The sequence below is a fragment of the Pseudomonas frederiksbergensis genome, from assembly GCF_003732705.1.
GTDB classification, from domain to species: Bacteria; Pseudomonadota; Gammaproteobacteria; order Pseudomonadales; family Pseudomonadaceae; genus Aquipseudomonas; species Aquipseudomonas frederiksbergensis_F.
In genome coordinates this window covers 210431-223368 of record NZ_MOBR01000019.1, presented here as the reverse complement: position 1 = coordinate 223368, position 12938 = coordinate 210431, and the positions used below count along the sequence as shown (strand labels likewise).

The following is a 12938-nucleotide window of genomic DNA, read 5'->3' as shown; positions in this document are numbered from 1 at the left end:
ATTGCGAAGGTTTTCGCAAGAAAATTCACAGGTATCACTCGTATCATTCGTTTCGGGATATGCCGAGAGTTGTGCAATGAACAAAATAAGATCGTGGTGGGACATCAGCCCGCCCTTGAGCACGGCAACACCGACCTGGCCGGGTGATACGCCTTTTCAGGAAGAACGGGTCTGGACCCTCGGGCCGGAGTGTCCGGTGAATGTCGGGCGCATTACCCTGTCGCCGCACACGGGCGCCCATGTCGACGCGCCGCTGCATTACAGCGCTGAGGGTGCGCCGATTGGTGAAGTGTCGCTGGACGTGTACATGGGGCCTTGCCGGGTATTGCATTGCCTGGACAGCGGCCGACTGGTGCAACCCGAGCAATTGGAAGGTCGCCTGGACAACCTGCCTGAGCGCGTGCTGTTGCGCACTTATCGACAAGCACCGTTGACCACTTGGGACCCGGACTTCACAGCAGTCGCCAAGGAAACCGTAGACCTACTCGCCAGCCTCGGCGTGCGCCTGATCGGCATCGATACGCCCTCGCTGGACCCACAACACTCCAAGACCATGGATTCGCACAACGCCGTGGCGCGTCACGGCATGGCCATTCTGGAAGGCATCGTGCTCGATGACGTCCCGGAAGGGGACTACGAACTCATTGCTCTGCCGCTGCGCTTTGCCCACCTCGACGCCAGCCCGGTCCGGGCCATTTTGCGTCCACTCCATACCCCGCCAAATGAGGAGCCTGCGCCATGAGCCAATGTCCGTATTCACCGGGTAACCCGACTGAGGATTGGCATAACGCCGAGCTGAATTTTTCCGACTCCATGAGCTATGGCGACTACCTGGACCTTGGGCGCATCCTCAGTGCCCAGCACCCGTTGTCGCCGGACCATAACGAGATGCTGTTCATCATCCAGCACCAGACCTCAGAGCTGTGGATGAAACTGATGCTCCATGAGCTCAAGGCTGCCCGCGAACACCTGCGCCTGGGTGAGTTGCCGCCAGCCTTCAAGATGCTGGCGCGGGTTTCGCGGATCTTTGATCAACTGGTGCACGCCTGGACGGTGCTGGCCACCATGACGCCGACTGAGTACCACTCGATTCGGCCTTTTCTGGGGCAGTCGTCGGGCTTCCAGTCATTTCAGTACCGCGAGATCGAGTTCATTCTGGGCAACAAAAGCGCGACGTTATTGCGCCCCCATGCCCATCGCCCGGAGCTGTTGCAGGCACTCGAAAAAGCCATCGCGACACCGTCGCTGTATGACGAAGCGATTCGCTTGATGGCCAGCGCCGGCCTGGCGATTGATCCGCAGCGTTTCGAACGTGACCCGACCAGCCCGACGCAACATGACGCTTCGGTCGAAGCGGCGTGGCGTGTGGTCTACAAAGATCCGTCGCGGTATTGGGATCTCTATCAACTGGCGGAAAAACTCATCGACCTCGAAGACTCGTTCCGCCAATGGCGCTTCCGGCATGTCACTACGGTCGAGCGGATCATCGGCTTCCAACCGGGTACCGGCGGCACGGAAGGTGTCGGTTACTTGCGCAAGATGCTCGACACCGTGCTGTTCCCGGAGCTATGGCGCGTACGCTCGACGCTCTGATCCAGCCCAAATAGAAAAGCCCCGGTATTCATCGAATGCCGGGGCTTTTTGTTACGCGCGGGATTATTGCGCGACGGGCACTGCTCGATCCCTCGCCACACGCACCCGGTAGAACACATAGATGATCAACACCCACACCGGTATCGCGAAGACCGACGCGCGTATCCCCGGAATCATCCACATCACCCAGATGATCACGGCCATGAACGCCAGGCACAGATAGTTGCTGAAGGGAAACCAGAACGACTTGAAGCTGGGCACGATGCCTTGCTGGCCCATGACTTTGCGAAACTTCAGGTGAGTCAGGCTGATCAGCGTCCAGTTGATCATCAGCGAAGCGACCACCAGGGCGAACAGCAATTCCAGCGCTTCATGGGGCGCGAGGTAGTTGACCAGCACCGACAGCATCGTAATCAGCGCCGAGATCCCCAACGCGCGCAATGGCACGCCCTGTTTGTTCAGCTTCATCAGCGACTTCGGTGCATCGCCCTGTTCGGCCAGGCCGTAGAGCATGCGGCTGTTGCAGTAGACGCCGCTGTTGTAGACCGAAAGCGCCGCCGTCAGCACCACGAAGTTGAGGATCTGCGCCGCCGTGTCACTGCCGATCAGGGAGAAAATCTGCACGAATGGGCTGCCGCTGTAGGCATCGCCGGACGCACCGAGGGTCTGCAGCAGTTGATCCCATGGGTACAGCGACAGCAGGACGGTGAGTGCGCCGACGTAGAAGATCAGCACGCGATAAACCACTTGGTTGATCGCTTTAGGGATGACCTTCCTCGGCTCGCTGGCTTCAGCGGCGGTGATGCCGACCAGTTCCAGGCCACCGAAGGAGAACATGATGAACGCCATCGACATCAGCAAACCGTTGGTGCCATTGGGGAAGAAACCGCCGTGGCTCCACAGGTTACTGACCGAGGCTTGCGGGCCGCCCGAGCCGCTGAACAGCATGTAGCAACCCAGGACGATCATGCCGATGATGGCCACGACCTTGATGATCGCAAACCAGAATTCCATCTCGCCGAAGATTTTCACGTTCATCGTGTTGATCAGGTTGACCAGCACGAAGAACACCGCCGCGCTGACCCAAGTGGGAATCTCCGGCCACCAGAACTGCACGTATTTGCCGACGGCCGTCAGCTCGGCCATGCCGACCAGCACATACAGCACCCAGTAGTTCCAGCCGGACAGAAACCCGGCATAACCGCCCCAGTATTTGTGGGCGAAGTGGCTGAAGGAACCGGCAACCGGCTCTTCGACAATCATCTCGCCCAATTGGCGCATGATCAAAAAGGCGATGAACCCGGCGATCGCGTAGCCGAGAATCATCGATGGCCCGGCCGACTTGAGTACGCCGGCGGAGCCCAGGAACAGCCCGGTGCCAATCGCTCCGCCCAACGCGATCAGTTGAATATGGCGATTTTTCAACCCTCGCTTGAGCGTTCCCTGTTGCAAGATTTCATCCGCCATCTGGTTCCCTTCTCGTTTTTGTTGTCAGGCCTGATTTGAAGCGTCAGATATTACTCTCGGTAAATTTTTCGTAATACAGATGAACGCTGTCCAGTGCCTGGGATTGCAGCCAGCTCTTGATCGATTCGACCATCGGCGGTGGTCCGCAGACATACATATCGGCAGGTGCGTCGTGCAGTTCAGCGATGTCGAAATGTTCGGCAATGTAGCCGCGTTTGCCCGTCCATTGCGCCGACGGGTCACTCACCACTTCGGAGTAGCGAAACCCTGGGATGCGTTCAGCATAGGCGTCGATTCGTGCCCGTTCGCACAGATCGGCGGCGTCCCGCACGCCGTAGTACAAATGCACCGGTTGCGGGCAACCACGCTCGGCCAGTTCGTCGAGCATGCCGAGCAACGCGGAAAGCCCGGTTCCGCCCGCCACCAGGATCAGCGGTTTGGCCACGTGGCGAAGATAGAAGGCCCCCAGCGGTGCCTCCAGTGCGATGTTGTCCCCCACCTGGCAGCGCTCGCGGATGTAGTTGCTCATCACGCCGTCGGGTAACAGGCGAATCAGGAATTGCATCCGATTGCCGCTGCTCGGCCGATTGGCGAACGAGTAGGATCGTTTGCTTTCCGTTCCCGGGATCAGCAACCGGGCGTATTGCCCCGGCAGAAAGTCCAACGGGTTGGTCGGGCCAAGGTCCAGATGCAGAATCGCGGTGCTGGCCGAGATTTGCCGAACACCTGTGACCGTGCCGCTGAGTTGCTCGGGACCCGACGCGTTGCACAGGCTGGAAGCGAAGTCGAAATAAAACGCCGCATCGGACTTCACCCGGGTCTGGCAGGTGAGCATTTTGCGTTGTTGCAGGTCCTGGCTGGAGAGCGCTTCTTCATCCACATAATCCTGGCTGTAATCCCCCGATTCACAGCGGCCCTGACAGGTTCCGCAGACGCCTTCGCGGCAATCCAGCGGAATGTTGATGCCATTGCGCAGGGCGGCGTCGAGCAGTATTTCGTTGGGTTGTACGGGAAAAAACAGTGTTTTTCCGTCAGCAAAACTGAACGCGACCTTATGGTTCATGCTCCGGTCTCCAGGGGGTCAGAGGTGGTAGAAATCGAGCACCGAATTGATCGTGTCGTTGAGCAGCAGCACATGCTTGCGGGTGATCAGCCAACTGTCGGCGTGGGGCTTGAGGTGATAGGTCGCGCGGCCAAAGAACTGCTCGGAAGTGGCCAGGCGATAGAACAACGTGTGCCAGTTCAGGCGCACCTCCAGTTCACCGTCGTCGAGTTCGCTGATGCGCACGTTGTTGATCAGGTGCAAGGTGCGCGGCATCGGGGTCGATGAGGCGGATTTGCCGGTGCGCAAGCGGAACACCCGGTCTTCCAGTCCCGAGCGGTTGGGGTAGTAGATCAGCGACATTTCACGTTTCGGATCGCGGGTGTAGACGTGCTCCGAGTCCCATTGCGGCAGGTGAAATTCACTGTGTTGGTCGAACAGGCTGATATAGGCGTCCCACTCCTGGGCATCGCACAGTTCGGATTTGCGGTAGAAAAACTGCTCGATCTGGTACTGCAATTGCGCATTCATGGTCACACCTCACGGAGTTTCAGGGATTTCGCTTCCAGGCCATCGAGCAGGAATTTCTGCCAGTTGCTGTGCTGGTTGACGTAAAGCCCTTCGTGGGTGAATTCGGTGCCGGTCATGGCGGGGGCGATGCCGATGGACTCGCTGTTGGGCGTGGCGCCGGTTTCCCAGCGGTGGCTGCCGCGGGAAATATCGCTCCAGCGCTCCAGGCGCGCCTGGAAACCGCGCTGGGCTTCGCGAAATTCCACCAGGTCATCCGGCGTGCCGAGGCCCGACACGTTGAAGAAGTCTTCGAACTGGCGAATACGGTTTTCCCGATCCACGTCTGATTCGTTCTTGACCCCCAGGCATTGGCTGATGATCTCGGTTTTGTTCCAGGCCACCGGGCGGATGATGCGCAGCTGCGAGCTGATCTGATCGAGGAAAAACAGGCTCGGATAAATGTTCAGATTACGCAGCCGATGCATCATCCATTCGGCTTTTTCCTGGCCGTGCTCTTCGATCAGGCGCGGCATGATCGTGGCGTAACCGGAGCGCACCGCAGGGTTCGGCATGTCGCTGAACAACAGGCTGTGGCCATTGTTGAAGGCAAACCAGCCGTCATCGGTGTTGGCGTCGCCGGCGCCGAGTTTGCTGTAGTCCAGGGTGCCGCTGGTGCTGGTGCCGTTCTCGCTGTTGACCTGCTGGCGGTGCTGCACCGTGGCCACGTAGTTATAGTGGACGGTGCTGACGTGATAGCCGTCCAGGCCGTTTTCGTTTTGCAGTTTCCAGTTGCCGTCGTAGGTGTACGCCGACTTGCCGGGCAACACCTCCAGCTCACCGGTCGGCGACTGGGCCACCATCATGTCGAAGAACACCTTGGCGTCGCCGAGGAAGTCTTCGAGGCTGTTATCGGCGTTGACGTCCAGGCTGATAAACACAAACCCCTTGTAGCTCTCGATGCGCGCTTTTTTCAGGCCGCGGGTGGCCTTGTCGAAACTTTCGGGGTATTCGCCAGGCGCCTTGACCTTCACCAGGCGACCGTCACTTTTGTAGCACCAGGCATGGAACGGGCAGGTGAAGGTCGACTGGTTGCCCTTGCCGACGCGGGTCAACGTTGTGCCGCGATGCTGGCAGGCGTTGATCAGTGCATTGAGCTGACCATCGCCGTCGCGGGTAATGATCATGGGCTGTCGGCCGGCGCGCATGGTGACGAAGTCGTGATTGTTGGCCAGCTCGCTTTCATGGCAGGCGTAAATCCAGTTCTTTTCGAAGATCAGTTCCATCTCCAGATCAAATAACTGCGGCTCGGTGAAAATATCCCGGGCGATCCGGAACACCCCGTCTGCCGGACGGAAGTCCACGCAACCTTCGATAAACGCTTTCCACTGCTCGACGTTTTTTTCGCCACTCATGGGTCTGTACCTCTTTTTATTCGGGCCAATCGGTAGCGTTCATTAGAGGGACCGGGGCGGGCAGGGGTCTATCCGGTTAGTCGGCGAAGGCAGTCCATAAAATTGGCGGGTAACAACCCGTAACATGCTGGGGAGCGACTTCCCAAAACCGCGCACCAGGCGATAGACGGCCGCACCTGTTTGCAGCATTCAGGTACTGTCTGTGGGGCGTGGTGTTCTGAGCGAGGACGCGGCCAGGGGCTAAAGCGACGGCTTTATCCACTTAGTCGACGATTGCTATCCGCTGGGTTGGATCCGCGCTTTTGTGGCTTGGAACTTGCTGTTTTCAAGCCAAATACGCGCCGTCAGAGCGCGCAGAAAAAATAGCCGTGAGTGCTCCGTGATGAATAGCAAAACTGATCCGCAGTTTCGCGACATTCGTATTGATCGATTTGACCTTGAGGGTGCGAGGACCTGGATGTCCGGCATCTGCGGGCCCCATCGTCTCGTGACCGCGACCCCCGAGCGGATCCGCTTTCATCACAGCGCCAATGTGTTCAAGTCGATGGCCACCACGTTGGGCACCATCGAATACGGCACCGATGTCACCGTCGACATCGAAGACGCCGAACACTTCAGCAGCTACAGCCTGAGTTTGCCGCTGGTGGGCGAGCAGGAACTGAGCAAGAACGGCAGCGTGTTGAAATCCAATCGCGATCAAGGCGTGATCATTTCACCGAACGAAAACCAGGTGCTGGCGATCTCCGGGGATTGCCGCAAAGTCCAGGTGGTGATCACCCGCGCCGCCATGAGTGAATCCCTGGAGGGCCTGTTGCAGCGCCCGCTGGAGGCGCCGCTGCGTTTCGAATCGGTGATGGACGCGGTCGAAGGGGCATCGGCCTCGTGGTGGCGGATGGCGCGTTACTTCATCGCCGAACTGGAGCGCAGCAGCGAACTGTATGAGCAAGTGGCGTTCACCCGGGATATCGAGAGTTCGTTGATCAAAGGCTTGATCCTCGCTCAGCCGAACAACTACTCCGAAGAACTGCGCAACGTGTTGGGCGTGAAGTTGCCGCACTATCTGATCCGGGCCCGGCAATACATCCACGACAACGCTCGGGAAGCGCTGCACCTTGAGGATATCGAAGCGGCGGCCGGGGTTTCGCGCTTCAAGTTGTTCGAGGCGTTCAAGAAGTACTTCGCCCTGTCGCCGATGGTTTACCTGAAAAAGTACCGTTTGAATGCCGTGCGCCAGGACATTCTCGAACACGGTTCTGCACGCAATATTTCCGAGATCGCCATGAGTTGGGGCTTCACGCACCTTGGGCGTTTCTCCGTCGAGTACCGCAAGTTGTTCGACGAATCCCCGAGCACGACTTTACAGCGTAACGAAGCCCGCCGCATGCGTGGTTTTTGAGGTCGGTCTTACTTGCGCACCACCAAATCCAGCAGCTCTTCGCGTTCCTTGATTTTCTGCAGGACGATTTCCGAGCGGATATCGGTGACGCCTGAGGTGCGGTTGAGCTGGTTGACGATGAAATCGGAGAAGTGCTTGAGGTTGCGCGCCTGGACCCGCAGCACATAGTTGCTGGCCCCGGTAATCACATAGGCGGTTACCACTTCGGGCCACAGCTGGACCTTCTTGATAAACGTCTCGTGCCAGTCCTCGACGTCCTGGCGCAACGACACGTGGACGATGGCTTCCAATTCAATTCCCAGCCGTTCGGCACTCAGCACCGCGCGATAACCGGTGATGATTCCCTCACTTTCCAGCAAGCGTAAACGACGCAGACAGGCCGACGGCGAGAGGGCGACTTTCTCTGCCAATTCCTGGTTACTGATACGGCCGTCCTGTTGCAGGTAATGCAGGATCCGCAGGTCTGTCGGGTCGAGATTCATGATTGAAGAAATCCGCGTTTTATTGGATGGAATTCGAATTTTCTGCGAGTTAACTACGCTATGGCCGCCCACTTTGCACGAAAATTCTCCAGTGCTTCGTTCATTATTTCTGCATCTCGAAGGTGCGCTGACAACCTTTCCCGACGGCACCTCTTTGAAAAAACAGGACACTCAATGATCACAAGAAACGCTTGCCTGGCCTTGGATGCCCAGGACACTCTCGCCCCACTGCGCCAGCAATTTGCACTGCCCGAAGGGGTGATCTATCTCGACGGCAACTCCCTGGGCGCGCGGCCGGTTGCCGCGTTGGCGCGCGCTCAACAGGTGATCGCCGAGGAATGGGGCAATGGCCTGATTCGCAGTTGGAACAGCGCTGGCTGGCGCGACCTTTGCGAACACCTGGGCAATCGCCTGGCAGGGCTGATTGGTGCCCGTGACGGTGAAGTGGTGGTGACCGACACGACCTCGATCAACCTGTTCAAAGTGCTCAGCGCCGCCCTGCGCGTGCAGTCCACCCGGTCGCCGACGCGGCGCGTGATCGTCACCGAATCCAGCAACTTCCCCACTGACTTGTACATCGCCGAAGGCCTGGCGGACATGCTGCAACAGGGTTACACCTTGCGCCTGGTCGATAGCCCCGAGGAGCTGGCGCAAGCGATTGACCAGGACACCGCCGTGGTCCTGCTCACCCACGTCAATTACAAAACCGGCTACATGCACGACATGCAGGCCCTGACGGCGCTGACCCACGAATGTGGCGCGCTGGCGATCTGGGACCTGGCGCATTCCGCTGGCGCGGTGCCGGTCGATCTGCACAAGGCACGCGCCGACTACGCGATCGGCTGCACCTACAAGTACCTCAATGGTGGTCCGGGTTCCCAGGCGTTTGTCTGGGTTTCGCCCGAGTTGTGCGATCTCGTGGCGCAGCCGTTGTCTGGCTGGTTCGGGCATTCGCGACAGTTCGCCATGGAACCTGACTACGAGCCGAGCAGCGGTATTGCGCGGTACTTGTGCGGCACGCAACCGATCACCTCGTTGGCGATGATCGAATGCGGCCTGGATATTTTCGCCCAGACCGACATGGCCAGCCTGCGCCACAAATCCCTGGCACTGACGGACTTGTTCATTCAGCAGGTCGAGCAACGCTGCGCCACCCACGAACTGACCCTGATCACCCCGCGCGAACATGCCAGGCGTGGCAGTCATGTCAGCTTCGAACATCCCGAAGGTTATGCGGTGGTCCAGGCGTTGATCGCCCGTGGTGTGATCGGTGACTACCGCGAGCCGCGGATCATGCGCTTCGGTTTCACCCCGCTGTACACCTCCTTCACCGAGGTCTGGGACGCGGTGCAGATTCTCGGCGAAATCCTTGATCAGAAAACCTGGGCGCAAGCGCAATTCCAGGTCCGCCATAGCGTCACCTGATACGCCCGGCCTGCTTCTTGATACTCAATAAAAACAATATCCAGAGACTGGAAAAATGACCGACAAAAGCGGTTTTGAAAGCATCTCCAAACGTGAGCAGGGCCTGCGGCGCCAACTGACGTCGGGCCAGATGAGCATGATCGCCATCGGTGGCGCGATTGGCACCGGGCTGTTCATGGGCAGTGCCTACGCCATCGGTTATGCCGGGCCGAGCGTGCTGCTCAGCTACGCCATCGGCGCCGTCATCACCTTGTTGTTGATGGGCTGTCTGGCGGAAATGACCGTGGCCCATTCGACCTCGGGTTCGTTCGGCGCCTACGCCGAATTCTATGTCAGCCCGTTGGCCGGGTTTCTGGTGCGCTATGCCTATTGGGCCGCGATTGTGCTGGCGGTCGGCACGGAAGTGACGGCGGTGGCGATGTACATGAAGTACTGGTTTGCCAACGTGCCGGAATGGATCTGGATCGTCTCGTTCTCCAGCATCCTGATCGTTCTCAACGCGATCAGCGTGAAGACGTTCGGCACCTTCGAGTATTGGTTCTCGACCATCAAGATCGGTGCGATTGTCGGTTTTATCATCCTCGCGGTGTATGTGGTATTTGGCTCTGGCAACCCGGAATACGGTGTGCACAACTACACCGCCCATGGCGGCTTTTTCCCCAATGGCCTGCAAGGCATGTGGGTTGCGGTGATCGTGTCGATCTTCAGCTATCTGAGTGTGGAAATGATCGCGGTGGCCGCGGGTGAAGCGCAGGACCCGGAGCAGGCGGTGAAGAAGGCCTTTCGCGCGACCATCGTGCGGCTGGTGGTGTTTTACCTGCTGACCCTGGCGCTGATGCTGGCCATCGTGCCGTGGGTTCAGGCCGGCCACGCGCAGAGCCCGTTCGTGACGGTGATGCAAACCATCGGTATTCCAGGCGCCACCGGGGTGATGAATTTCGTGATTCTGATCGCGGCCTTGTCGGCGATGAACAGTCAGCTCTACATCACCACGCGCATGATGTTCAGCCTGTCTCGTGGCGGTTATGCACCCAAGTCGATGGGCGTGTTGAGCAACAGCGGGATTCCGCTGAATGCCTTGCTGCTGTCGAGTTCGGGCATCGCCCTGGCTACGTTGCTCAACATCCTGTACCCGGAAAGCTCCTTCACCTTGATGATGGCGATTTCGATGTTCGGCGCGATTTTCACCTGGTTCATGATCTTCCTGACCCACTACTGTTTCCGTCGTTATCACGAGCGCAACGGTGAGCGAAAACTGTCCTTCCGCATGCGCCTGTTTCCCTACAGCACCTTGTTGGGGCTGGTGCTGATGGGGGCGGTGATGATCACCACCTACTTCACCGAGGCGTTCAAGATGACGCTGGTGTTCGGTGTGCCGTTCCTGCTGATTCTGTCGGGGGTCTATGGCCTGTTTTTCAGAAAGGCCAAACCTGCCTCAGACCGCGAGCAACGCCTCGAGCAACGCCCTGGCATAACCGGGCAGGTGGGTGAATGAGCGGGCGCACAGCAGCAGTTTTCGCTGGGCCCAGTCGTCTTTCAGGGCAACGCTTTTGAACGATGGATCACCGGCCCGGCGCTGGATCGCTGCCAGCGGCACAATGCCTAGCCCCGCGCCGCGAGCGACCATGCGCATCACGCCGTCGAAGCCATCGGCGCGGATGCGGATTTGCATGCGCAGACCGGCGTGCAGGGCTTGTTCCTCCAGGTACACCGCCAACGCGCTGTTGGCGCCGAGTCCTACATAGTCGTGGTGCAAGGTGTCGCTGAAACTGACTTCGCTTGCGTCGGCCAAGGGATGGTCATGGGGCAGGATCAGTACCAGCGGATCGTCACGAAAGGCTTGGGTCTGTAGGTCGTCGGTGTCCACGGCGTCGGAAACAATACCCAGATCCGCCGCCCCTTGGCGCAAGGCGTGAGTGATGCGGGTGCTGGGCAGTTCTTGCAGGTCGATGTCGAGGTTGGGGTGATCGCGCAGGAAGTCGGCGAGCAACTCCGGCAGGTATTCGGTGATCGCCGTGGTGTTGCACAACAACCGGACCTGGCCTTTGACGCCTTTGGCGTAGTCGGCGAGGTCCTGTTGCATGCGCTCGGACTGTTGCAGCAGCACCCTGGCGTGTTGTGCCAGGGCTTTGCCGGCGGGTGTCGGCGTGACACCGCGACGGCCGCGTTCGAGGAATTCGATGCCCAGCGAGGCTTCCATGGCGCGGATGCGTGCGCTCGCGGCGGCCAGGGACAAATGACTGCGGCCGGCGCCGGCGGTGATGTTGCCGGTATCGAGGATATTCAGATAGAGGCGCAGGTCGGTCAGGTCGAAGTGCATAAGGTTTCCACAAGATCGTTCCCACGCTCTGCGTGGGAATGCCTCACTGGACGCTCTGCGTCCGCTTCGGCATGTGACGCGGAGCGTCACGGGCTGCATTCCCACGCAGAGCGTGGGAATGATCGAGCCTCTGTCATATCAAGAGGCACCCTCAGTATATGGCAGATTTTCAACCCAACCGGCCGGGCGCAGGATAGCCCCATGAATACACTCGCCACGTTCTACCAAAACCTCGGCCTGGCCCTGTCGGTACTGGTTATCGCCACTTTTCTGCTGGCCGGCATGATCAAAGGCGTGATTGGCCTCGGCTTGCCGACCATCGCCATGGGCCTGCTAGGCCTGGCTATGGCGCCGTCGCAGGCTGCCGCGTTGTTGATCATCCCCGCGACCCTGACAAACGTCTGGCAACTGGCCTTCGGCGGGCATCTGCAAGGGTTGATCAAACGCCTGTGGCCAATGCTGCTAGCGATTTTCATCGGCACCGGCGCCGGCACGTTGTGGATTGGCATGGCCGGTGGACATTGGGTGGTGCGGGGATTGGGCGCGGCGTTGTTGCTGTACGCCTTGAGCGGTCTATTTCTGTCGACCTTACGCGTGGGCAGTCGCACCGAGCGTTGGCTCGGACCGATCTGCGGCGTGCTGACCGGTGTCATCACCTCAGCCACCGGCGTGTTCGTGATCCCGGCGGTGCCGTACTTGCAAGCGCTGGGCTTGAACAAAGATGAACTGGTGCAGGCGCTGGGGCTGTCGTTCACCGTTTCGACCCTGGCGCTCGCCGCCGGCCTGTTCTGGCGCGGTGCGCTCGGCGGTGGCGAGCTGAGCGCTTCGCTGTTGGCGCTGATCCCGGCGGTGCTCGGTATGTTGCTGGGGCAATGGTTGCGTCAGCGGATCAGCGCCGTGCTGTTCAAGCGGGTGTTCTTCATTGGCCTGGGATTGCTCGGCGGCCACTTGCTGATCAGCGGCTAGCCGACGACGGGCTGAGCATGTCGATGGCGCGGATGTCGAAATCCCGCTCCAGGTAGTCCATGCGCTGATCGTGGAACTGCTTCATGTGCGGCAGGTTCGAGTGCACATCCAGGTGGGCCTGGGACTGCCAGATCTCGTAGAAGATAAACAGCGTCGGGTCCTGCTGGTCGCGCAGCATGTGGTACTCGATGCAGCCGGGCTCGGCGCGGCTCGGCTCGACATAGGCGCGAAACAGCGCTTCAAAGGCCTCGGCTTTTTCCGGGCGGGTCTTGGCGTGCAGGATGAAGCCTTGTACGTCACTCATCGAAAATCTCCTTCGAGTTAA

14 protein-coding genes are annotated in these 12938 nt (G+C 59.4%); 7 read left to right on the top strand and 7 right to left on the bottom strand.

The annotated features are described in order from the left end of the window. The first annotated feature begins 76 nt into the window (after positions 1 to 76). Positions 77 to 742, top strand: a complete 666-nt coding sequence (kynB, locus tag BK667_RS21380) for an arylformamidase (protein ID WP_123598799.1) — start codon at positions 77 to 79, stop codon at positions 740 to 742. Beyond that, positions 739 to 1593, top strand: a complete 855-nt coding sequence (gene kynA / locus BK667_RS21375) for a tryptophan 2,3-dioxygenase (protein WP_123598798.1) — start codon at positions 739 to 741, stop codon at positions 1591 to 1593. Before kynB ends, kynA begins: the two co-directional genes overlap by 4 nt. Positions 1594 to 1656: 63 nt before the next feature. On the opposite strand, the gene BK667_RS21370 is transcribed toward kynA, so the two are convergent. Genes BK667_RS21370 through antA form a run of 4 tightly spaced genes read right to left on the bottom strand, consistent with a single transcriptional unit; the run spans position 1657 to position 6024 of the window. Continuing rightward, a complete protein-coding gene (locus BK667_RS21370) occupies positions 1657 to 3060 on the bottom strand; it encodes an amino acid permease (RefSeq protein WP_123516576.1) in 1404 nt (467 codons plus the stop codon). Positions 3061 to 3103: 43 nt separating this feature from the next. Then, positions 3104 to 4123, bottom strand: a complete 1020-nt coding sequence (antC, locus tag BK667_RS21365) for an anthranilate 1,2-dioxygenase electron transfer component AntC (RefSeq protein WP_123598797.1) — start codon at positions 4121 to 4123, stop codon at positions 3104 to 3106. A gap of 18 nt (positions 4124 to 4141) precedes the next feature. Continuing rightward, positions 4142 to 4633, bottom strand: a complete 492-nt coding sequence (antB, locus tag BK667_RS21360; protein WP_123598796.1) for an anthranilate 1,2-dioxygenase small subunit — start codon at positions 4631 to 4633, stop codon at positions 4142 to 4144. Between the two features lie 2 nt (positions 4634 to 4635). Continuing rightward, positions 4636 to 6024 (bottom strand): anthranilate 1,2-dioxygenase large subunit, encoded by a 1389-nt coding sequence (gene antA / locus BK667_RS21355; RefSeq protein ID WP_123598795.1) that lies wholly within the window; start codon positions 6022 to 6024, stop codon positions 4636 to 4638. 382 nt (positions 6025 to 6406) lie between these two features. Here antA and BK667_RS21350 point away from each other — a divergent pair, with 382 nt between their 5' ends. Continuing rightward, entirely contained in the window at positions 6407 to 7420 is a 1014-nt protein-coding gene (locus tag BK667_RS21350; RefSeq protein WP_123598794.1) for an AraC family transcriptional regulator, read from the top strand. Between the two features lie 8 nt (positions 7421 to 7428). On the opposite strand, the gene BK667_RS21345 is transcribed toward BK667_RS21350, so the two are convergent. After that, on the bottom strand, positions 7429 to 7902 hold the full coding sequence (locus BK667_RS21345) for an Lrp/AsnC family transcriptional regulator (RefSeq protein WP_123516566.1): 474 nt from the start codon (positions 7900 to 7902) through the stop codon (positions 7429 to 7431). Between BK667_RS21345 and BK667_RS33105 the strand changes: the two genes are divergently transcribed. The 3 genes from BK667_RS33105 to BK667_RS21335 are packed head-to-tail and all read left to right on the top strand — an operon-like array spanning position 7901 to position 10822. After that, complete coding sequence (locus BK667_RS33105; RefSeq protein WP_148060152.1) at positions 7901 to 8080, top strand: hypothetical protein; 180 nt, start codon at positions 7901 to 7903, stop codon at positions 8078 to 8080. The genes BK667_RS21345 and BK667_RS33105 overlap by 2 nt on opposite strands. Then, positions 8077 to 9327 carry a kynureninase gene (gene kynU / locus BK667_RS21340; RefSeq protein WP_123516564.1) on the top strand — a complete coding sequence of 417 codons (1251 nt, stop codon included), beginning with the start codon at positions 8077 to 8079 and terminating at the stop codon, positions 9325 to 9327. Before BK667_RS33105 ends, kynU begins: the two co-directional genes overlap by 4 nt. 55 nt (positions 9328 to 9382) lie before the next feature. Next, positions 9383 to 10822, top strand: a complete 1440-nt coding sequence (locus BK667_RS21335) for an amino acid permease (RefSeq protein WP_123598793.1) — start codon at positions 9383 to 9385, stop codon at positions 10820 to 10822. On the opposite strand, the gene BK667_RS21330 is transcribed toward BK667_RS21335, so the two are convergent. Further along, positions 10763 to 11647: a LysR family transcriptional regulator gene (locus tag BK667_RS21330; protein WP_123516560.1), complete on the bottom strand. Its 885-nt coding sequence runs from the start codon at positions 11645 to 11647 to the stop codon at positions 10763 to 10765. The genes BK667_RS21335 and BK667_RS21330 overlap by 60 nt on opposite strands. Before the next feature lie 201 nt (positions 11648 to 11848). On the opposite strand from BK667_RS21330, the gene BK667_RS21325 reads away from it, so the two are divergent. Continuing rightward, entirely contained in the window at positions 11849 to 12613 is a 765-nt protein-coding gene (locus BK667_RS21325; protein ID WP_123598792.1) for a sulfite exporter TauE/SafE family protein, read from the top strand. On the opposite strand, the gene BK667_RS21320 is transcribed toward BK667_RS21325, so the two are convergent. Continuing rightward, entirely contained in the window at positions 12603 to 12917 is a 315-nt protein-coding gene (locus tag BK667_RS21320) for a putative quinol monooxygenase (protein WP_123598791.1), read from the bottom strand. The two genes, BK667_RS21325 and BK667_RS21320, sit on opposite strands and share 11 nt — an antisense overlap. Between the last annotated feature and the right edge of the window lie 21 nt (positions 12918 to 12938).

Coding starts and splice junctions, on each gene's coding strand:
- BK667_RS21325 (WP_123598792.1), top strand. CDS start 11,849: ATGAATACACTCGCCACGTTCTACCAAAACCTCGGCCTGGCCCTGTCG.
- BK667_RS21370 (WP_123516576.1), bottom strand. CDS start 3,060: ATGGCGGATGAAATCTTGCAACAGGGAACGCTCAAGCGAGGGTTGAAA.
- kynU (WP_123516564.1), top strand. CDS start 8,077: ATGATCACAAGAAACGCTTGCCTGGCCTTGGATGCCCAGGACACTCTC.
- BK667_RS21335 (WP_123598793.1), top strand. CDS start 9,383: ATGACCGACAAAAGCGGTTTTGAAAGCATCTCCAAACGTGAGCAGGGC.
- BK667_RS21345 (WP_123516566.1), bottom strand. CDS start 7,902: ATGAATCTCGACCCGACAGACCTGCGGATCCTGCATTACCTGCAACAG.
- antC (WP_123598797.1), bottom strand. CDS start 4,123: ATGAACCATAAGGTCGCGTTCAGTTTTGCTGACGGAAAAACACTGTTT.
- kynB (WP_123598799.1), top strand. CDS start 77: ATGAACAAAATAAGATCGTGGTGGGACATCAGCCCGCCCTTGAGCACG.
- BK667_RS21320 (WP_123598791.1), bottom strand. CDS start 12,917: ATGAGTGACGTACAAGGCTTCATCCTGCACGCCAAGACCCGCCCGGAA.
- antB (WP_123598796.1), bottom strand. CDS start 4,633: ATGAATGCGCAATTGCAGTACCAGATCGAGCAGTTTTTCTACCGCAAA.
- BK667_RS33105 (WP_148060152.1), top strand. CDS start 7,901: ATGATTGAAGAAATCCGCGTTTTATTGGATGGAATTCGAATTTTCTGC.
- BK667_RS21350 (WP_123598794.1), top strand. CDS start 6,407: ATGAATAGCAAAACTGATCCGCAGTTTCGCGACATTCGTATTGATCGA.
- BK667_RS21330 (WP_123516560.1), bottom strand. CDS start 11,647: ATGCACTTCGACCTGACCGACCTGCGCCTCTATCTGAATATCCTCGAT.
- antA (WP_123598795.1), bottom strand. CDS start 6,024: ATGAGTGGCGAAAAAAACGTCGAGCAGTGGAAAGCGTTTATCGAAGGT.
- kynA (WP_123598798.1), top strand. CDS start 739: ATGAGCCAATGTCCGTATTCACCGGGTAACCCGACTGAGGATTGGCAT.